This is a genomic window from Micromonospora sp. KLBMP9576 (genome assembly GCF_050941805.1).
GTDB lineage: Bacteria > Actinomycetota > Actinomycetes > Mycobacteriales > Micromonosporaceae > Micromonospora.
On record NZ_CP194567.1, the window covers coordinates 620899 to 640410 of the forward strand.

The window sequence follows — 19512 nt, forward strand, 5'->3', positions numbered from 1 at the left end:
GCTAAGCGGCGGCACCGCCCGGCGACCGTCACCGATTACTGGGATATGCCTCCTCGACGACCCGCTCGGCCTCGGGCTCAACGGCCGCGTCGTCGTCGGTGTCCTCGGTCTTGGCGATCACGTCCGGCAGGTCGTCCTCGAGGCGGCGCAGGCGCGGGCTCAGCGCCGCGATCGCCGTCGACACCGCGACCAGCACGCCGACGAGCATCATGCACAGCGCGATACCGCGCCCGGGACCGTCGCCGACCAGCGCGGCGATCGCCGGCGAGCTGACCGAGTCCCGCCCGACCAGCGGCTCGAAGACATGGTCGACGGCCAGCCCGGCGAAGAGGTTGGCGAAGAGCTGGGGGATCAGGCCGACCATCGTGATCAGCGCCATGACACGGCCCAGGAGGTGCGGCTCGACCTTGGTCTGCCAGATCACCTGGTGGGCGGTGGCGAGGGCGACCAGCGCCCCGAGGAAGACGAAGGCGGACACCGCGATCAGGGCGACGTTGGGCCGCGTCGAACCCACGATGATCGAGACGGCCAGGACGAGCGCGAACAGCAGGACACCGCGGATCTTCCGCTTCGGGCCGCCCCAGATGCTGACCGCGGCACCGGCGACGACCATGCCGACGCCACCGACCGACAGCACGACGCCGAGCGCCTCGGTCGACGCGAACGACAGCACCAGAGGGTTGATCAGCAGCTCCATGAAGCCGGCGCTGAAGTTGATGGAGGCGAGGAAGAACAGCAGCGTCAGCAGCCCGCCGCGGGCGGCCACGTAGCGCCAGCCCTCGGCGAACTCGGAGAGCAGGTTCGACCGGGTGCCGGGCGCGGCCGGCACGCGCCGCAACCGCGGCACCCGCACCAGGGAGATCGTCACGATGGCGAGGCCGTACGAGACGATGTCCAGGATGATGATGCCGCGCAGGTCGATGGCGGTCAGCAGGAGGCCGGCGCTGACCGGTGCCAGCACCTGGCTCACCGCGATCGCGACCATCCGCAGGCCGTTGGCGCGGCCGAGGTGCTTCTTCGGCACCAGCAGCGGGGTGACCGCCCCGAGCGCCGGGATCTGGAGCGAGGTCAGCGCCGAGGTGAGGATCACGATGACGTAGACCTGCCACACCTGGAAGCCGTCGCCGGTGAGCAGCGGCGCCATCGCCAGCATCACCACCATGCTGCCGACGCTGCTGATCAGCAGGGTGCGCTTGGAACCCCACCGGTCGACGAGCGAACCCGCGAACGGCGAGGCGATCGCGGCGGGGAGCAGGCCGAGGGCGAGGATGACGCCGAGCGCCGTGGCCGAGTCGGTCGTCCGGTAGACGTGGACCGCGAGCGCGAAGCTCGTGAAGTTCGATCCGAGCATCGAGGCGAACTGCCCCAGCAGGATGATCGACCAGGTGCGAAAGCCGGAGGCGGCCGGACCGGCCTCCTGTCGCTGAGCGCCCTGGTCCGGAAGTGCGTCCGTCATCGCCTCGGCTCCTTCACCGCTCTGTGCACGATGGTCTTGGCCGATGGTGGCGTCGCCGGTCGGGCCGGCGGCCATGGCCAGGGCCGACCTTCTGGCAAGCTATCAACGCCGTACGGAGGGCGCTGTCACGTGAAATGACGACATCGGCCGCCGGGTCGCGCCCCCTACCGTGGTGCGGTAGATCCGGGCGCACCGCGTACCGGCCGGTCGCGCGAGGGAGCGGCAATGGAGCTCAGCCTGTTCTTCTTCGCCGACGACAGCGGCGTCGCCGACGACGGCTATCGACTGATGCTGGAGAGCGCGCGGTTCGCCGACGCCGAGGGCTTCGCCGCGGTGTGGACCCCGGAGCGCCACTTCCACCCGTTCGGCGGCCGGTACCCGAACCCGGCGGTGACCGGCGCCGCCATCGCCGCGGTGACCGAACGCGTGGCGGTGCGCGCCGGCAGCGTCGTCGGTCCGCTGCACCACCCGGTGCGCGTCGCCGAGGAATGGTCGGTGGTGGACAACATCTCGCGCGGCCGGGCCGGCGTCTCGTTCGCCTCCGGCTGGCACGCGGGCGACTACGTCATCCGGCCCGAGAACTACGCGGACCGCAGGAACCTGATGGTCGACGCCGTGCAGACGGTCCGGCGGCTCTGGCGTGGCGAGGAGGTCGAGTTTCCCGACGGCGCGGGCGAGAAGCGCGCGGTCCGCATCTTCCCGGCCCCCGTGCAGGCCGAGCTGCCGGTCTGGATCACCAGCTCCGGCTCGCCCGAGTCGTGCAGGCTGGCCGGTCGGCTCGGCGCCGGCCTGCTGACGTACCTGATCGGGCAGGACGACGAGGCGCTCGCGGGCAACATCGCCGCCTACCGCGAGGAGTTCGCGGCGGCGCACGGCGAGGACGCGCGCGGGCAGGTCGTCGTCATGATCCACACGATGCTGGGCGAGGACCGCGACGAGGTGCTGCGGGTCGTACGGGACCCGTTCCGGCGCTACCTGCGTAGCTCCATGGACCTGATCGCGCGGACCCCCGGCCTGTTCCCGCCCGGCCTCGACCTCAAGGAGCTGCCGGAGCGCCACCTGGACATGCTGATCGGCCGGGCCGCCGACCGCTACGTGCGCACCAGCACGCTCTTCGGCACCCCGGCGGAGACCGCCGAGACGGTCCGCCGGTTCGAGCGCCTCGGCGTCGACGAACTCGCCTGCCTGATCGACTTCGGCGTACCAACCGACGACGTGCTCGCCTCGCTGCCCCACCTCGGCGAGCTGCGCCGCCTCGTCGCGAACTGAGCCTCAGTCCCGCCAGCGCACAGTCGTCGGCAGGCTGAGGAAGCCGTGCTGGTGCGGCGAGTGGCAGCGGCGGCTGTTGTCCAGGTCCACGTCGTACTCGGCCACCAGCGCCCCCACCTCCTCCAGCACGACGCGCATCTCAAGCCGGGCCAGCGCGGCACCGAGGCAGTGGTGCGGTCCGAGGCCGAAGCTGATCAGCCTGCCGGTGTCGCGGTCCAGGTCGAACCGGTGGGGGTCCGCGAAGACGCGCTCGTCCCGGTTCGCCGACGCGGGCAGCAGCGCGATCCGGGCGCCGGCCGGCACCCGCGTGCCGTGCAGGACCGTGGTCTCGGTGAGGATCCGCGCCACCATCTGGCTGGCCGACTCGTGCCGCAGCGCCTCGGACGCCCAGTCCGCCGCCCGCCCGTTCAGCCCGGCCCGCTGCACGTCGCGCTCGAGATGCCCGCGGTGCCAGGCGTTGCCGATGGTCTTGCCGGTCGACTCGTTCCCCCCGCCGAGCATGATGAACAGGAAGCCGACGATCTGCCGGTCGGTGAGCCGCTGGCCGTCGATCTCGGCCCGGATCAGCCCCGAGGTCAGATCCTCGCCCGGACGCCGGCGCAGGGTGCCGACGAGGTCGAGGAGGAACGCGGCGAGCCGGAGCATCGCGGCGAGCGCCACCTGGCCGCGTCCGTCCGAGCCGTCGTCGCGCAGGACGAGCCCGTCGACGTCGGCGCGCACCCGGTCCCAGTCGGCGGCGGGGATGCCGAGCAGTTCGCAGAGCACGTCGTTGGGCAGCGCCGCCGCGTAGTCGTGGGCGAAGTCGAACGTGTCCCGCTCGCGTACGGCGGCCAGCCGGGCCCGGGTGAGCTCCCGGATCCGCGGCTCCATGGCCGCCACCCGGCGCGGGGTGAAGGCGGACGACACGAGGCTGCGGTAGGCGCCGTGCTCGGGCGGATCCATCGCGAGGAAGAAGTTGGTCTTCTTGGCGTCCGGCCCCCACAGCTCCGGTTCGAGGGAGATGCCGTTGCTGCTGGAATACCGGTAGGGGTCGCGCAGCGCCGCCGACACGTCCGCGTACCGCGACAGCGCCCAGAAGTCACGCTCGTCGTTGCGGTAGAGCGGGGCGTGCTCGCGCATCCACGCGTACACCGGGTGCGGGTCCTCCTGGACCGCGAAGTCGAACGGGTCGTACACCGGATCCGTCATCGCGTCACCCGCCCGCGCAGCGAGACCGAACACGGCAACGAGGCGAAGCCGCGCTGATGCGGGGAGTGGATGCGGCGGGCGCGGGAGGTGTCCACCTCGTACGCGTGCACCACCGCGCCCAGCTCCTCGAGCGCCACCGTGATCTCCAGGCGGGCGAGTGGCGCGCCCTGGCAGAAGTGCGGCCCGTGCCCGAAGCTGAGTTCCCCGCTGGTGTCCCGGTCGAGGTCGAAGACGTCCGGGTCGGCGAAGACCCGCTCGTCGCGGTTCCCCGAGGCGGGCAGCAGGGCGATCCGCGCGCCCGCGGGCACCTCGGTGCCGTGGATGACCGTGTCCGCGGTGAGCGTGCGGGCCATCATCTGGCTCGGGGAGTCGTAACGCAGCGACTCCCGGCCCCAGTCCGCGGCCCGCCCGTCGAGGCCCGCCCGCTGCAGCCCGGGCAGCCGCCAGCCGTGGTAGAGGGCATTGCCGATCAGCTTGCCGGTCGACTCGTTGGTGGCGCTGACCAGCAGGAACAGGTACGCGACGAGCTGCTGGTCGGTCAGCGGTCGCCCGTCGATCCGCGCCTGCACCAGCACCGACGTGAGGTCGTCGCGCGGTCGCTTGCGCCGGTCGCTGATCAGCGTGACGTAGTAGTACGCGAGCCGGCGGCCCGCGCCGGTGGTCGCGTCCGACCGCTCCGGCGTGCCGTCCTCGCACTCGTTGAGCAGGTCGTTGTCCGCGCGGATCAGGTCGCGGTCGGCCGCCGGGATGCCGACCACCTCGCACATGACGTCGTTGGGCAGCGCGGCGGCGAAGTCGGCGGCGAAGTCGAAGTCCGCGCCGTCGCGCAGCGGGGCGAGCCGCTCCCGGGCCAGGCGGCGTACGGTCGGCTCCATCGAGGCGACCCAGCCGGGCTTGAAGACGGGCGCGGTGAGCCTGCGCATCGCCCCGTGCTCGGGTGGGTCCATGGCGAGGAACGAGCTGGTCTTGACCGCGTCGGGCCCCCACAGGTCCGGTTCCAGCGAGATGCCGTTGCGGTTGGAGAACGTCGCGGGGGCACGCAGGGCCGCGAGCACGTCGGCGTGGCGCGACAGCGCCCAGAAGTCGCGCTCCTCGTTGCGGTAGAGCGGCGCGTGCTCGCGCATCCACGCGTACGTCGGATAGGGATCCTCGTGCAGGTCGTAGTCGAACGGGTCATAGGCGGGCGAGGCCTTCACATCGACCAGCTCCTGGTGGGTGCTCATCCGACTCGGCGCGGTTTCGCGGTGATCGGCACGTGCTTGTAACCGGAGATGACGTTCGACTGCAGTCGCACGGGCTCCCCGGCGGGCTCGAACGCGGTGAAGCGGGACAGCAGTTCGTCGAAGACGATCCGCAGCGTCACCCGGGCGACGCTGTGGCCGACGCAGTAGTGCGGGCCGACACCGAACGCCAGGTGCTTGTTGGGCTTGCGGCGCGGATCGAAGCGGTCCGGGTCGGCGAAGACCGTGCCGTCGCGGTTGGCCGCCCCGATCCAGGCGATGACCGCCTGACCCGCCTCGATCCGGGTGCCGTGGATCTCGGTGTCGGTCACCGCGTACCGCATGAAGTGATTGGCGGGCGAGGCGAGGCGCAACACCTCCTCCACGGCGGTCGGCGTACCGCCCAGGTCGGCCGCCCACGCGTCGAGCAGGCCGTCGCCGATGTGCTCGGCCAGCACGTAGTTCGGCGGGTGCGCCGTGGTGACCACGGCGCCGAGCAGGAGGCTGTAGCAGTTGGACACCACCTCGCCGGGCGACATGGCCCGGCCGTCGACCTCGCTGGTGATGAGCACGCTGACCAGGTCGTCGCCGAGGGCGCCCCGCCGTTCCTCGCAGACGTCCTGGAAGTAGGCGAACAGTTCCCGGTGCGCGCGGTTCAGCGTCTGTCGCGGGGGCCGGGTGGTGCGGTACTCCGGGTCCTCCGCCGCGATGGCGGTGGTGAGCGTCCGGCCCAGCCAGTCCCAGTCGGCGCGCGGCAGGCCCATCGCCTCGCCGGCGACCGCCACGGGTAGGGCCAGCATCGCCGCCGCGAAGTCGAAGGGCCCACCGTCGGCGAGCGGGGCGAGCGCCTCCCGGACGAGCCCGGTGATGGTGTCCTGTCGCCGTTCGATCGCCTTGATCCCGAGCGCCTTCTGCAGGCGGGCGCGCATCTCGGTGTGCCGGGGCGGGTCGGTGGCGGCGATCTGCCGGCCCCCGGCCGCGTCCTCGGTGCCGAGCAGGTTGAGCAACGTACCCCGCTCGGACGTGAACGTCCGGCAGTCGCGTAGCACCCGGTCGACGTCGGCGTACCGGACCGCCGACCAGAAACCGCTCTTCCCGACCGGGGTCCAGGCGAGTTGCTCCTCCGCGCGCAGGCGGGACCAGACCGAGCGGAACCCGAGGTCCCGGTAGAGTTCCGGTTCGCCCAGGCCGCGGCCCGGACCCATCGGGCAGCCCGCCGCGCCGCCGGCCACACCGAGCGACCGCTGCATGAGTGCTCTCCTCGCGCTCGGGTCAGGAGCCGGGAACGGTCTCGCGCGCGCTGCGGGGGCGCAGGTCCGTCCAGTTCTCCTCGACGTACTCCAGGCAGGCTGCCCGGGTGTCCGGCTCGTGCACGACGCGCCAACCGGCCGGGAGGTCGATGGTCTCCGGCCAGAGCGAGTGCTGGTCCTCGTCGTTGACGAGCACCACGAAGGTTCCCTCGGGATCGTCGAAGGGATTCATGCCGCCTCCTCCTTGACCTGCGCACGCCGGGACGGCTCCCGGGCCGTGATGTGGCTGAAGCTACCGGCCGCCGGGAACGGCCGGGTGTCACGTGAACGTACGACAACTCGCCCCGCGGTCACGGTGCGTCGACCGGGGCGACCAGGATGGCGCCGGTGGGGCAGAGCCGCGCGGCCTCCTCGACGGCTGCCACCTGCGCGGTCACCGGTGTGGTCGGTGCGGAGCGGTCGTGCTCGTCGAGGGCGAAGCTGCCGGGCGCGACCACGCAACACGTCGCCGATCCGACGCACCGCTGCGCGTCGACGGTCACCGTCACCCTGCTCATGGCGTACCTCCTGTCGGGTGGGGAACCTCGCGGACCCGCAGGTCCAGCGGAGCCGAGCGGTAGCCCGCCACGAAGTTCGAGGCGATGTGCCGGACCTCGCCGGCCAGGGCGATGTCGTCGACGGCGGCGAACAGCTCCTCGAACACGATGCGGATCATCCGGCGTGCCAGTGCGGCGCCGAGGCAGTTGTGCGGGCCGCTGCCGAACCCCAGGTGGCTGTTCGAGCGTCGGGTCGGGTCGAACGTGTACGGGTCGGTGAAGACCGTCGCGTCCCGGTTGGCGGAACCGAGCCACACCACCACGGGCGCGCCGGCCGGGAGCGTCCGCCCGCCCAGCTCGGTCTCGGTCGTGGTGTGGCGCAGGAAGTGGTTGGCCGGCGAGGTCCAGCGCACGGCCTCCTCGACCAGCGGGTCCAGCAGCTCCGGCTGCCGTGCCCACTCGCGGTAGCGACCGCTGGCGGCCAGTTCGACGAGCGCCCCGGTGGGGGCGTGCGACCAGGTCGCCGCGCCGACCATGAGGCTGTAGCAGTTGGACACCACGGAACCGGTGTCGCGCCCGCCGCCGGAGTGCATGCTCAGCAGCGCGCTCATCAGGTCGGTGCCGGGTCGGTGCCGGCGCTCCTCGGCCAGGTCCTGGAAGTAGGCGAACAGGGCGCGGTGGGCGCGCTGGAGCGTGGCCTTCGGGCCCTGCGGCAGCGGCCACTCGTCGGGGGCCACGGCCCGCAGGGAGAGTTCGGTCAGCTCCGGCCAGTCCCCCTCGGGCACCCCCATCATCGTGCCGAGGGTCGCCACCGGGAGCCCGGCCAGCGTGCTGGCGAGGTCCGTCGAACCGGTCGCCAGGGCGGGGCCGAGCGCGGCGCGGACCAGCTGCCGGATCATCGCCTCCTGGTCGGCCGCCGAGCGGATGGAGAGCGGACGTTGCAGCGAGCGGCGCATGACGGTGTGCTGCGGCGGGTCGGTGGTGGCGAGCTGTCTGCCGGCGGCCGGGTCCACCTTCCCGAGGACGTTGAGGAAGGTGCCGCGCGACGAGGTGAAGGTCGTGGGGTCGCGCAGTACGCGGTCGACGTCGGCGTGACGGGCGATCGACCAGTAACCCTGCCCGGCCGCCGTGCTGCGCCAGGAGACCGGGTCGGTGAGGCGCAGATGGTGCCAGATGAGGTGGGGTTCGCCCTCGGCGTACAGGTGCGGGTCGGTCAGGTCCGCCGCGAGGTCGGCCGGGGTCGCCCCGGGCGGCTGGAGTCTCACGCCGGCGCCGCCTGCCCGCGGAGGCGGTCGATGGCCTCGGCCAGCTCCGCGATCGTCGGTTGGAGGTAGAGCGTGCGGGCGGGCACCCGCACGCCGACCGCGTCCTCCGTCGCGACCAGCAGGTCGGCGGCGAGCAGCGAGTGGCCGCCGAGTTCGAAGAAGTCGTCGTCCACGCCGATCGGTTCCACGTTCAGGTGCTGGCGCCACATCCGCACGAGCGTGTGCTCCACCTCGGTGCTGGGGGCGCGGTAGTCGCAGGAGAGGTCCTTCTCCGCACGCGGGACGACCTCCGGTGACGGCGCGCTCACGCGATCGCCGCCGGTCGGCGGGCCGGCACGGGGCGCAGCTCCATCGGCAGGCTCGTGATGCCGTTGATGAAGTTCGACCGCAGGTGGGTGACCGGGCCGGCGACCTCGAAGCTCTCCAGCCGCGCGATCATCTCCTCGATCAGCACGCCCAGGACCACCTGCGCGGGCGGGCCGCCGATGCAGCGGTGCGCGCCGACCCCGAAGGCGAGGTGCGGGTTCGGCGACCGGCGCGGGTCGAACTCGTAGGGCCGGGCGAACACGGCGTCGTCGCGGTTGGCCGACGCGACCCAGGCGGCGACGAGTTCGCCCGGCTCGAGGCGGGTCCCGGCGACGTCGACGGGCTTGACCACCCGGCGCAGCAGGTGGTTGGTCGGCGAGGCCCAGCGGAGCCCCTCCTCGACGAGGCCCGCCACCAGGTCCGGGTTCTCCCGCAGGTCCCGCCAGACGTCCGGGCGCTCGGCGAGCGCGAGGACCAGGTGCGACGCGACGTGCGCGGTGGTGGTGACCGCACCCATCGCGAAGCTGTAGCAGTTCAGCAGGACCTCACGGTGGTCCATCGGCCGCCCGCCGAAGTCCAGCTTCAGCAGCACCGAGACGACGTCGTCGCCGGGTGTGGCCTGCTTCTGCCGGATCAGGTCGGAGAAGATCGCGATGAGGCGGTGGTGCGCCTTCTTCAGTGTCTCCGCCGCCGGGCCGTCGGCGTAGTGCGGGTCGTCCGGCGCCACGCCGGCCATCGCCCAGCGCGGCACCTCGTCCCACACCTCGACGGGCAGTCCGATGGTCTCGCCGACCGCCGTCATCGGCAGGTTCAGCATCAGCCGGGCGATGTCGACGACGCCGCCGGCGTCGAACGTCGCGGCCACCAGCCGGCGGACGTTCGCCCGCACCTGGCCCGTGCGCTGCCGCGAGGCGTGGGTCGACATCAGCCGCATGGTCGGCAGCCGGACGTCGGCGTGCCGCGGCTGGTCCATGAGGTTGATCGTGCGGCCGCCGGCGCTGTCCCCGCCGGCCACGGCCAGGATCGTGCCGTGGGCCGAGCTGAAGCTCTTGTCGTCCATCAGCACCGCCGCCACGTCCCGGTAGCGGGTGACCGACCAGAACGGGAAGCCGTCCCCGGTCTCCTGCCGCCAGAGGGGCGCGTCCCGTCGCAGGCGGTGCCAGGCGCCGTGCTGGGCCCCCGAGGCGTACCGGTCGGGATCGCCGAGGTCGATGCCGGAGAGCGGGTCGGCGTGCTCGTCGTCGGGGGGACCTGTCATCCTCATGACCCGCTCCTTCCGGGCGCCGGCTGCCGGCGCGGGGTGCCCCGCACCGGCATCGACACCAGCCCGTTGATCCAGTTCGATTGCAGGTGCACCAGGGGTCCGGTCGACTCGAACCCCGCGAACCGGCCGGTCAGCTCCTCGAAGAGCACCGAGAGCGCCAGGCGCGACACGGGCGCCCCGACGCAGTAGTGCGGGCCACCGCCGAAGCCGAGGTGCTTGTTGGGGCTGCGCGTGATGTCGAAGGTGAACGGGTCGTCGAAGACAGCCTCGTCCCGGTTGGCCGACGCGACCCAGGCCGCGACCCAGTCGCCCTTGGCGATCCGGACGCCGCCGAGTTCGGTGTCGGCGCTCGCCCGGCGTACGAGGTGGTGCGTCGGCGAGGTCCAGCGGATGCCCTCCTCGACGAGGCCGGCCGTCGCACCCGGCGCGGCCAGTCCCGCCCAGATCTCCGGCCGCTCGATGAGCGCCAGCAGCGTGTGGCTCGCCACGTTGGGCGTGGTGGTGTTCGCGCCGAGGATGAAGCTGTAGCAGTTGAGCAGGATGCGCCAGTCGTCGAGCGGGCGGCCCTGACCCGACAGGTTGTCGGTGACGCCGATCAGCACGGAGATCAGGTCGTCGCCCGGGTGGGCGCGGCGGTGGCGGACCAGCTCGCGGAAACAGGCGAACAACTCGTGGTGGGCCAGCCGCAGGGTCTGCGCCGGGGTCCGGCCGAGGGCGTACGCCGGGTCGTCCGGCGCGATGCAGGCGCCAGCCCAGAGCGCGATGTCGTCCCAGTACCGCTCGGGGATGCCCATGAACTCCCCGGCCAGCACCATCGGCAGGCGCCGCATGAGCACCGCGAAGTCGACCTCGCCGTCGGCGCACGGCCGGATCAGCTCGACCACCCGGTCGCGGATCGCCTGCGACCGCTGCTGCACGATCGCGTGACCGAGCGTACGCATGGCCGGCACCCGGATCAGCGCGTGCTCCGGCGGGTCGGTCAGCGTGATCGTCTGGCCGCCGGCCGCGTCGCCCACCCCGACGGAGGCCAGGATCGTGCCCTCCTCCGAGCTGAACGTGCGGTGGTCCTTCACCACGCGCTCACAGTCGGCGTATCGGCTGACGCACCAGAAGCCGGTGCCGCCGCCCTCGGCGTGCCACCACACGGGCGCCTGCACCCGCAGTGTGCGCCACGTCGGGTGCTGGTCGGCGGTGCGGAAGGTCGCCGGATCGTAGAGGTCGATGTCGGCGAGGTCCACGAGCACGTCGGGCGGTACGGCGTCGAGCTGCACGTCGTCAGCCCACCCGGATCGGCAGCAGCTCGGCGTCGACCGCCGCGGCCAGCTCCCGGATGGTGGGGTGGGCGAAGAACTGCCCGGCCTCCAGGTGGATGCCGGCGCGGCGTAGCTGCTCCAGCATGGACACGCTGCGCAGCGAGTCGCCGCCGAGCAGGAAGAAGTCGTCGTCGACCCCGACCACGTCGAGTTCGAGCACGTCGACCCAGGCGGCGGCGAGGATCTGTTCGGTCTCGGTCGTCGGCGGCGCCAGCGGGGGGAGGAAGGTGAGTTCCGCGCGGGCCAGGAAGGGGTTCGGCAGCAGCCCTCGGTCCGGTTTGCCGTTGGGGTCCAGCGGCAGGCTGTCGAGGACGACGAAGGTGGCCGGGACCATGTGGCCGGGCAGCCGTTCGTCGAGCCAGTCGCGGATGGCGGCGACGGTGAGCACCCGCCCGGGTGCGGGCACGACGTAGGCGACGAGCCGCTTGTCGTGGCCGGCCTCGCCGAGCGCCAGCACGGCCGCGCCGCCGACGTGCGGGTGGCCGAGCAGCGTGCTCTCGATCTCGCCCAGCTCGATGCGGAAGCCCCGGACCTTGACCTGCCGGTCGACGCGGCCACGGAAGTCCACGCTGCCGTCGGGGGCGAGGCAGCCCAGGTCGCCGGTGCGGTACATCCGCCGGCCCGGCGCGGCGCTGAACGGGTCGGCCACGAACCGTTCGGCCGTCAGCGTGGCCCGCCGGTGGTAGCCGCGGGCGACGCCGTGACCGCCCACGTAGATCTCGCCGACCTGCCCGGCCGGCAACGGGCGCAGGTCGGGACCGAGGACGTACAGCGCCATGCCGGTCAGCGCGGTGCCGATCGGCACCGGGGGCAGCTTCGCCGCGCCGTCGTCCACCGGGGGTGTGATCCGGTGCAGGGAGGCGAAGACGGTCGTCTCGGTCGGCCCGTACGCGGCGTGGACCCGGCAGCGCGTCCCCGCCGCGGCCCGCACGTACGCCGGCGACAGCACGTCACCACCGGTGAGCAGGCAGCCCACCGAGTCGAGCGCGGCCAGGTCGTGCTGCGCCAGCAGGTGGAACAGGCCGGTGGTCAGGAACAGCCAGTCCGGCGACCAGTGGCGCAGTTCGCCGCCCAGCTGGGCGATGGTGACCTGCGGGTCGAGCACGACCACCCGGGCGCCCCGGCACAGCGCGCCCCAGATCTCGAAGATCGAGGCGTCGAACGCGGCGGGCGCGAGGTGCGCGACCGTCTGGCCGGGCAGCACCGCGATACGCGGGTCGTCCCCGATCAGGCGGAGCACGCTGGCGTGGTCGACGACGACGCCCTTCGGCGTACCGGTCGAGCCGGACGTGTAGACGACGTACGCCGCGTTCGCCGCCCCGGCCTCGGCCGGCGGGGCGGTCCGTTCGTGGCCCGCGGCGGCCTCCGCCTCGTCGAGGGTGACGACGTCGACCGGTTGGCCGTCCAGGCCGGCGCGCCCCGCCTCGTCGGTGAGCACCAGCCGCACCCCGGCGTCGTCGAGGATGAACGCGCGCCGTTGCCGGGGATAGGCCGGGTCGAGCGGCACGTAGGTCCCGCCGGCCCGCAGGACGCCGAGGAACGCCACGATCATCGCCGCGCCCCGCGGCAGGGCCACTGCGACGCGGGTCTCGACGCCGACCCCGCGCTCGCGCAGGACGGCGGCCAGCCGTTCGGCGCGGGCGTCGAGTTCGCCGTAGCTCAGGGTCGTCGTGCCGGTGGCGATGGCCGGCGCCTCGGGTTGGCTCCGGCTCCATTGCCGGACCAGGGCGTGGATGGTGTCCTGCCGCATCGACCGGACCGCGCTCTCAGACAAACCGATCACCGCCTACTCGCATCGTCAGGTCGCTCGGTACCCCGGTCCGTTCCTCGCCCGTGGCGGACAACCATCGGCGCATCGCGTCGCGCAGCACGTCGGGACAGTGCAGGAAATCGAGGTGTTCGCCGTCGAGCAGCTCGAAGGTCACGTCGGCGCACTCGTCCCAGCCGGGGGTCACCCGCTCGGGCGGCACCACGTCGTCGCGGCTCCACGCGACGACGGTGACCGGGCAGGGCACGCGACGCCCGGGTGCGAACCGGTAGCCGCGCTGCACCTCCAGGTCGGTGCGGAGCACGGCGGCGGCCAGTTCGGCGAAGTCCCGTCGCATGGGTGCGCCGGCCCGGCCGAAGAGGGCCATCGTCTCGGCCACCAGGTCGACGCCGTCGAGGTCGACGAAGTTCAGCGGCCCGTACAGGCCGCGTTGGGGGGCGCCCCAGGACGACGCGATCAGCCGGACGGGCAGCCGCAGGCCGCGCCGCTCGATCTCGGCGATGGTGTCCAGGGCGTACGGGATCGCGCCGCAGTGCCCCGCGAAGTAGTAGTCCCGGTCGAGGTGCGGGGTCAACGCGTCGACCAGGTCGGCGGCCCAGCGGGCGTGGCTGCGGTGTGGCTGCTCGCGCGTCCGGTTCTCCCGGCCGGGCGGTTGCAGGCCGCAGACCTGGACGTCGTCGATCCTCCTCGGCCACTGCCGGTAGGAGGAGGCGCCGACGCCGGCGTACGGGAAACAGAAGACGATCCGACCGTCCGGCGCGGGTGGCGGTACGAACCAGCGGATGGCCGAGGGGTTGTCGCCACTAGTCATGACCGTCCCTTGGAAGACGAGTGCGGCTGGGCCGAATCTATGGGCGGGCGGCGCGGACGTCCTGTCACCGGAACCGGGGGCCGACCATCCATGTCCTGGTCAGGGCTTCCGCGCGCCCGCGGGCGCCCTGCCGGCGACGCCCGCGCGCAGCAGGTCCAGCAGCTCGGTGGGACCCTCGGTGAAGCGGTGGTGGTCGCCCGGGAGCAGCACGGAGGTGGTGTCGCCGCAGACGCTCCAGCCGGCCATCGTCGGGGCCGGGATGTCGACGTCGTCGCTCCAACCGATCACCGTGATCGGGCCCGGCAGGCGCGGCGGGTCGGGCAGCACGTAACGCTTGTTGGCGTCCACGTCGGCGCGCATCACCTCCAGGTGCAGCTCGATCAGCTCCGGGTCCGGCACCCCACCCATCGCGGTGACCAGCCTGGACAGCTCGGCGCCGAGGGCGGCGTCGTCCATCGTGAGGAACCGGCCGCCGGGGCCGTCCTGCGGCGCGATCTGCGAGGAGACGTACAGGTTCGTGGGGTGCGGCAGCCCGGAGCGCACCAGCTCGGCGGACACCTCGTAGGCGGCCAGCGCGGAAGCGCAGTGGCCGAAGAAGGCGAACGGCACGTCGAGGTGGGGCGCGAGCCCGCGGGCCAGCTCGCGGGCCAACGCCTGGTACGTCCCGAAGTGCGGCTCGGCGAAGCGTCTCTCGTGCCCGGGCAGCTCAATCGGCAGGAACTCGACCCCGTCGATGCGGCGGGGCCAGCGCCGGTACATGCTGGCACCGCACCCGGAGTACGGGATCAGGAAGATCCGGCCGGTGGCCGTGGCCGACGGCGGATGGGGCAACCACGGGTTGCGTCGTTGGGCTTTGCCGGGCATGCCTGGCCCTTCGGGAGAGATCAGCCGCGGCCGAGACCGCTCCTTGCGGCAAGGTAGCGAAGGCGGCGTCGTGCCTGCTGTCACATGAACTCAGGACGCTTGCCGCTGCGGGGGGCCACCTACCGTTGGCGCGAGTGGGTCGACCGACGGGATGGGCAGGCGACATGGACATCACCACCGCCCGGCTCGAGGCGTGGATGCGCGACTACTACCACGAGGTCGACCACGACATCGGCAGCAGCGGCGTACGGGACCTCACGATGGCCGAGTTCCGGGGGCTGTGCGGGTTCGACCTCGCCGAGCTGGATCCGATGATCTTCCACGACAGCGAGAGCTTCGGCGGCGCCCGGCTGCGTGCCGCGCTCGCGGACCGCTGGACCGGCGGGGACGTCGACCGCATCATGGTCACGCACGGTTCCAGCGAGGCGATCTACCTGGTGATGCACCTGGCCGTGGAGCCGGGCGACGAGATCGTCGTGGTCGACCCGGCCTACCAGCAGTTGCACGACATCGCCGCCTGGCGGGGCTGCCGGGTCACCCGGTGGCCCCTGGACGCGAGCAACGGGTTCGCCGTGGACCTCGACCGGCTGCGCGAGCTGGCGGCCTCCCGACCGCGGATGATCGTGGTCAATTTCCCGCACAACCCCACCGGCGTGTCGATCACCCCCGCCGAGCAGCGGGAACTCGTCGAGATCGCCGCGGAGGCGGGCGCCTGGCTGGTCTGGGACCACGCGTTCGGTGAGCTGACCCACGGCGCCGAGCCGCTGCCGCTGCCCACCTGGTACGACAGGAGCATCGCGTTCGGCACCTTTTCCAAGAGCTACGGGCTCGCCGGCCTGCGGGTGGGCTGGTGCATGGCGCCGCCCGAGTTGCAGGCACGGATGGCCCTGCTGCGCGACTACATCGCTCTCTACGTGTCGCCCGTGCTCGAGTTCTTCGCCGAGCAGGCGGTACGGCACGCCGACCGGATCGTGGCGTTGCAACGCGAGCACGCGGCCGGCAACCTGCGGCTGCTGCGGCAGTGGGCCGACAGCGCGCCCGAGCTGGTGCGGTTCGCGCAGCCGGCCGGCGGGGTGACCGCGTTCGTCGAGTTCCCGGGCCAGCCGGACGTGGTCGGGATGTGCCGGCGTCTCGCCGAGGAGCACCGCGTCCTGCTCGTGCCGGGCTACTGCTTCGGCGACGCCTACGCGAGTCATGCCCGCCTCGGCTACGGCGGCACTACCGCCGAGCTGACGGCCGGGCTGTCCCGGCTGGAGCACCTGCTGCGCGAGGAACGACAGCCGCGGCGGTGACCGCCGGCGGGACGCCCGCAACGCGACCGCGCGTGGGGGCGTCCCACCGGCGTCGGTCGGAAGGACACAAGGCCAGGCAGCACGAGGTCGAGCGGCGCCCGTGTGGCGGCGGTCGGTCGACGGGTGTCGCGCGGCAGGTGCCGGGAACAGCACCTGCCGCGCGACGCGTCGTCGTGGAACCGTCAGGCGGCCGGGGACAGCTCGCGGTACGCCGCCGCGAGCGTGCGGGCGGCGGCCTCGACCGTCGCGTACGGCCGGGCCAGCGAGATGCGGATGAACCGCAGGCCGCTCTGCGGATCGGCCCAGTGGAACGGCGCGCACGGGAGCACGTGGACGCCGCGTGCGAGCAGCTCCTTGTAGAGCAGCGAGGAGTCGGGACCGTCCTCGGGCAGGGCCACCCGCGCCACGCTGATCTGCGAGTGCGGGTCGGCCAGGCGCAGCCCGACGGTGTCGAGTGCGGCACGCACCACCGCCCGGTTACGTTCCACCAGCGCGCTGGCCCGTTCCCGGCCCCCGTCGACCCAGTCGAGCGCGAGCGCCTCGACGAGCTGGAGGACCACCGGCGAGGCGGCCAGCAGGGACTCGGAGAAGGCCCGCTCGATCGGCAACCGGGTCCGCTCGCTGTACGCCAGCAGGCCGATCTTCAGCTCGTGCGTCGGCCACAGCTTCCCGGTGTCCTCGATCGTGATCCAGTCCGTCCCGGCGGCGTCGAGGACGGCGTACGTGTCGTACTGCGCGTCCGGCACCTGGCCCCGGAAGCTGGCGTCGATGATGACGATCTGCCCGTGCCGGGTGGCGTGCTCGGCCAGCGAGCGCAGGTGTCCCTCCGGCGTCACCAGCCCGGTCGGATTGTTCGGGTGGGTGATGACGATCGCGCCGACCGGCGGGCCCGGCCAGTCCTGCGCCAGCAGGGCCTCCTCCGACAGCGGCACCAGCTTCAGGCCGCGGGTGACGAAGAGGTCGGCGATGTTGTCGAACGTCGGGTGCAGGACGGCCACCGTGGTGCCGACCGGCAACGCCCGGGCCACGATGTCGGTGGCCAGCGTCGAGGAGTAGCAGCTCAGGATGCGTCCCGTGCCGATCGGCGCGGTGTGCTGCCCGATGGCGCGCAGGAACGCGGTGTGTGCCGCGAGTTCGATGCTGGGGAAGGGGCGCCTGGTCGCCTCGACGAACATCTCGGGGATCCTCGCCACCACGGCGCTCTGCTGCGGGGTGAGGTCCAGCCGGGCGTGCCCGTCGGTCAGGTTGAGCCCGCCCTCGACGTCGGTGAGGGCATCGACTTCCATGGTGGTCAGGTTGGCAAGCTCGCTCATGTCGTCCGCCTACGTCGTCAAACCGGTGGCGCGCTCGCGCGGCGATCTGGGAACAGCACTGGTCGGTGCCACACTATGGCGCTCCCGCCCCGGCCTACCTGTCCCCTCTAACGGGGACCGAAAGCCTGTTCACCGGCTCCTAGACTGCGCATGGCGGGCCGGCTGAGCCGGACGTCAGCTCGTGTGCAGGGGAGAGAAAACGTGATCCATCACCTGGCGCTGACGCCGGAGGACAACGCCGGGATCGGCCCTCTGCTGACCGATCTCGCCAAGGAACATGCCTCGATCGAGGACCCCCGCCTGATCCGGCGGGCGCCGGTGCTGGCCCGGTCGCTGCCGCCGCGGCTACTGGAGTTCCTCGAGGAGTACCGCCTCGGCGAGCCGTCGGCGCTGTGCCGCGTCTCCGGGCTCGCCGTCGACGAGGCGGCGCTCGGACCGACGCCGCCGCACTGGCGGGACAGCCAGCACGACTCGCCGGCGTTCCACCAGGAGATCTTCTTCCTGCTCTGCGCTTCGGTGCTCGGCGACGTCTTCGGCTGGGCGACCCAGCAGGACGGCCGGCTCATGCACGACGTCCTGCCGATCCGGGGGCACGAGCACTACGAGCTCGGCTCGAACAGCCTGCAACACCTGTCCTGGCACACCGAGGACGCGTTCCACCCGTGCCGGGGCGACTATGTGGCACTGATGTGCCTGAAGAACCCCGACCAGGTGGCGACGACGGTCTGCGACGCGGCCGACCTCGACTGGTCCGTCCTGGACGTCGAGGCGCTGTTCGAGCCGGTGTTCACCCAGATGCCGGACAACTCGCACCGGCCGGAGAACGCCTCGGAGTCGACCGGCGACCCGACCGTCGACCGGCTGCGCGCCCGCAGCTTCGCGCTGATCCAGTCGTGGAACGACGACCCGGTCAGGCGGCCGGTGCTCTTCGGCGACAGGACCTCGCCCTACCTGGCGCTCGACCCGTACCACATGAAGATGGACGGCTGGCCGGAGCGCTCGCTGAAGGCGTTCGCGGGCCTGTGCGACCAGATCGAGGCGAAGATGAAGGACGTCAGCCTGGAACCGGGCGACTGCGTCTTCATCGACAACTTCCGGGCGGTGCACGGCCGCCGGTCGTTCCGCGCCCGCTACGACGGCAGCGACCGCTGGCTCAAGCGGCTGAACGTCACCCGGAACCTGCGGGGGTCACGCGCGTGGCGCCCGGCGCCGGACAACCGGATCATCTACTGAGTCGAGCGCCCACCGGCGCGGCCCAACCGCTCGGCGAGGGCGGCGATCGCCGCGCGGTCGGCGTTGCTGACGCTGACCCGTAGCGTGCCCCGGTCGGCCGGCTCGAACGCCGTGCCCGGCAGCAGCAGCAGGCGCTGCTCGACCACGAGGTCGCGCACGACGTCCTCCGTGGGCCGCGCGAACGGGTGCCGCAGCCAGGCGAAGAACCCGCCGACGGAGAGCAGTTCGAAGCCGCCGGGCCGGTCGGCCATGGCCTCGGCCAGCCAGCGGCGCTGCTGGGCGAGTTCGCCCGCCCGGGCGGTACGCCAGGCGTCGGCGCGGGTCAGACCCGCCCAGGCCGCCTCCTGCCCGATGCGCGGCGCGCAGACCGCGACGCAGTCGAGCAGCTTGCACACCTGGCGGTTGAACTCGGGCGAGGCGACGAGCGCGCCGACGCGGTAGCCGGGGATCGCGAGGCTCTTCGAGAACGAGTGCAGGCTCACCACCGTCCCCTGCCACGCGGGGTCGGCGAAGAGGTCGTGGGCCGGCCCGGTGGTGTCGCGGAACGACCGGTACGTCTCGTCGAGCAGCAGCGCGACGTCGTGGCGGCGGGCGACCTCGGCGAACGCGGCGATGCCGGCCGGGTCGACGGTCACGCCGGTGGGGTTGCCCGGCGTCACAAGCGTGATGGCGCGCGTCCGGGCGGTCACGAGCGCGGCGGCGTCCTCGGCGCGCGGCACCAGGCCGGGTCCGGGTTCGAGGTAGACCGGGACGATGCCGTTGGCCCGCAGCCACATGTCGTGGTCGAAGTAGTACGGCAACCCGACGATCACCTCGTCGCCCGGGCCGGCGACGGCTGAGACGGCGAGGGCGAACGCCTGGTTGCAGCCCGCCGTCACCACCACGTTCGCCGGCCCGAGGGTGCCGGCGTAATCCCGGGAGAGTTCCGCCGCGAAGGCCTCGCGCAGTTTCGGCAGGCCGGGCACGTCGGTGTACGTGCCGCCGAGCGCGTCCCGGGCGACCCGTGCGACGTGCGCGACGACCTCCGGCGCGGCCGGGTACCGGGGGGCGGCCTGCGCCAGGTCGAGCAGGCCGCCGCCGTCGGGCAGCAGGTCGAGCAGGTCGTAGGCGGTGCTGATCGGCGAGTCGGTCGTCGCGACCACCCGGTCGTTGAGGCGCACGTGG

General features: G+C 72.6%; 18 protein-coding genes. 3 read left to right on the forward strand and 15 right to left on the reverse strand.

Annotated features, from left to right (window positions below; translation table 11 throughout):
• Positions 1 to 28: 28 nt before the first annotated feature.
• Positions 29 to 1456, reverse strand: coding sequence for an MFS transporter (locus tag ACQ452_RS02920; RefSeq protein WP_433389480.1), 1428 nt, complete (start codon positions 1454 to 1456; stop codon positions 29 to 31).
• Between the two features lie 225 nt (positions 1457 to 1681).
• Here ACQ452_RS02920 and ACQ452_RS02925 point away from each other — a divergent pair, with 225 nt between their 5' ends.
• Positions 1682 to 2725: a MupA/Atu3671 family FMN-dependent luciferase-like monooxygenase gene (locus ACQ452_RS02925; protein WP_433389481.1), complete on the forward strand. Its 1044-nt coding sequence runs from the start codon at positions 1682 to 1684 to the stop codon at positions 2723 to 2725.
• A gap of 3 nt (positions 2726 to 2728) precedes the next feature.
• Here the strand turns inward: ACQ452_RS02925 and ACQ452_RS02930 are convergent, their stop codons facing one another.
• The 12 genes from ACQ452_RS02930 to ACQ452_RS02985 form a co-directional block, all read right to left on the reverse strand.
• The gene (locus ACQ452_RS02930; protein WP_433389482.1) at positions 2729 to 3913 is read right to left on the reverse strand and encodes a cytochrome P450; all 1185 of its coding nucleotides are present in this window, start codon (positions 3911 to 3913) and stop codon (positions 2729 to 2731) included.
• On the reverse strand, positions 3910 to 5136 hold the full coding sequence (locus ACQ452_RS02935) for a cytochrome P450 (RefSeq protein ID WP_433389483.1): 1227 nt from the start codon (positions 5134 to 5136) through the stop codon (positions 3910 to 3912). Before ACQ452_RS02935 ends, ACQ452_RS02930 begins: the two co-directional genes overlap by 4 nt.
• The gene (locus ACQ452_RS02940; protein ID WP_433389484.1) at positions 5133 to 6383 is read right to left on the reverse strand and encodes a cytochrome P450; all 1251 of its coding nucleotides are present in this window, start codon (positions 6381 to 6383) and stop codon (positions 5133 to 5135) included. The genes ACQ452_RS02935 and ACQ452_RS02940 overlap by 4 nt, the downstream gene beginning before the upstream one ends.
• Positions 6384 to 6405: 22 nt before the next feature.
• Positions 6406 to 6615, reverse strand: coding sequence for an MbtH family protein (locus ACQ452_RS02945; RefSeq protein WP_433389485.1), 210 nt, complete (start codon positions 6613 to 6615; stop codon positions 6406 to 6408).
• A gap of 118 nt (positions 6616 to 6733) precedes the next feature.
• The gene (locus ACQ452_RS02950) at positions 6734 to 6940 is read right to left on the reverse strand and encodes a ferredoxin (RefSeq protein WP_433389486.1); all 207 of its coding nucleotides are present in this window, start codon (positions 6938 to 6940) and stop codon (positions 6734 to 6736) included.
• Positions 6937 to 8184, reverse strand: coding sequence for a cytochrome P450 (locus tag ACQ452_RS02955; RefSeq protein ID WP_433389487.1), 1248 nt, complete (start codon positions 8182 to 8184; stop codon positions 6937 to 6939). The genes ACQ452_RS02950 and ACQ452_RS02955 overlap by 4 nt, the downstream gene beginning before the upstream one ends.
• The gene (locus ACQ452_RS02960; protein WP_433389488.1) at positions 8181 to 8492 is read right to left on the reverse strand and encodes a phosphopantetheine-binding protein; all 312 of its coding nucleotides are present in this window, start codon (positions 8490 to 8492) and stop codon (positions 8181 to 8183) included. Before ACQ452_RS02960 ends, ACQ452_RS02955 begins: the two co-directional genes overlap by 4 nt.
• A complete protein-coding gene (locus ACQ452_RS02965; protein ID WP_433389489.1) occupies positions 8489 to 9754 on the reverse strand; it encodes a cytochrome P450 in 1266 nt (421 codons plus the stop codon). The genes ACQ452_RS02960 and ACQ452_RS02965 overlap by 4 nt, the downstream gene beginning before the upstream one ends.
• Positions 9751 to 11025 (reverse strand): cytochrome P450, encoded by a 1275-nt coding sequence (locus tag ACQ452_RS02970; RefSeq protein ID WP_433389490.1) that lies wholly within the window; start codon positions 11023 to 11025, stop codon positions 9751 to 9753. Before ACQ452_RS02970 ends, ACQ452_RS02965 begins: the two co-directional genes overlap by 4 nt.
• 4 nt (positions 11026 to 11029) lie before the next feature.
• A complete protein-coding gene (locus tag ACQ452_RS02975) occupies positions 11030 to 12850 on the reverse strand; it encodes an amino acid adenylation domain-containing protein (protein ID WP_433389491.1) in 1821 nt (606 codons plus the stop codon).
• Complete coding sequence (locus tag ACQ452_RS02980) at positions 12834 to 13646, reverse strand: thioesterase II family protein (protein WP_433389492.1); 813 nt, start codon at positions 13644 to 13646, stop codon at positions 12834 to 12836. Before ACQ452_RS02980 ends, ACQ452_RS02975 begins: the two co-directional genes overlap by 17 nt.
• Before the next feature lie 99 nt (positions 13647 to 13745).
• Positions 13746 to 14510, reverse strand: coding sequence for a thioesterase II family protein (locus ACQ452_RS02985; protein WP_433389493.1), 765 nt, complete (start codon positions 14508 to 14510; stop codon positions 13746 to 13748).
• Positions 14511 to 14674: 164 nt separating this feature from the next.
• On the opposite strand from ACQ452_RS02985, the gene vioD reads away from it, so the two are divergent.
• Positions 14675 to 15802 carry a capreomycidine synthase gene (gene vioD / locus ACQ452_RS02990; RefSeq protein ID WP_433389494.1) on the forward strand — a complete coding sequence of 376 codons (1128 nt, stop codon included), beginning with the start codon at positions 14675 to 14677 and terminating at the stop codon, positions 15800 to 15802.
• A 182-nt stretch (positions 15803 to 15984) separates the two neighbouring features.
• Here vioD and ACQ452_RS02995 read toward each other — a convergent pair whose 3' ends face one another.
• Positions 15985 to 17115, reverse strand: a complete 1131-nt coding sequence (locus ACQ452_RS02995; protein WP_433389495.1) for an aminotransferase class I/II-fold pyridoxal phosphate-dependent enzyme — start codon at positions 17113 to 17115, stop codon at positions 15985 to 15987.
• A 201-nt stretch (positions 17116 to 17316) separates the two neighbouring features.
• Here ACQ452_RS02995 and vioC point away from each other — a divergent pair, with 201 nt between their 5' ends.
• Positions 17317 to 18348 (forward strand): arginine beta-hydroxylase, Fe(II)/alpha-ketoglutarate-dependent, encoded by a 1032-nt coding sequence (gene vioC, locus ACQ452_RS03000; RefSeq protein WP_433389496.1) that lies wholly within the window; start codon positions 17317 to 17319, stop codon positions 18346 to 18348.
• Here the strand turns inward: vioC and ACQ452_RS03005 are convergent.
• On the reverse strand, positions 18342 to 19508 hold the full coding sequence (locus ACQ452_RS03005) for an aminotransferase (RefSeq protein ID WP_433389497.1): 1167 nt from the start codon (positions 19506 to 19508) through the stop codon (positions 18342 to 18344). The two genes, vioC and ACQ452_RS03005, sit on opposite strands and share 7 nt — an antisense overlap.
• Between the last annotated feature and the right edge of the window lie 4 nt (positions 19509 to 19512).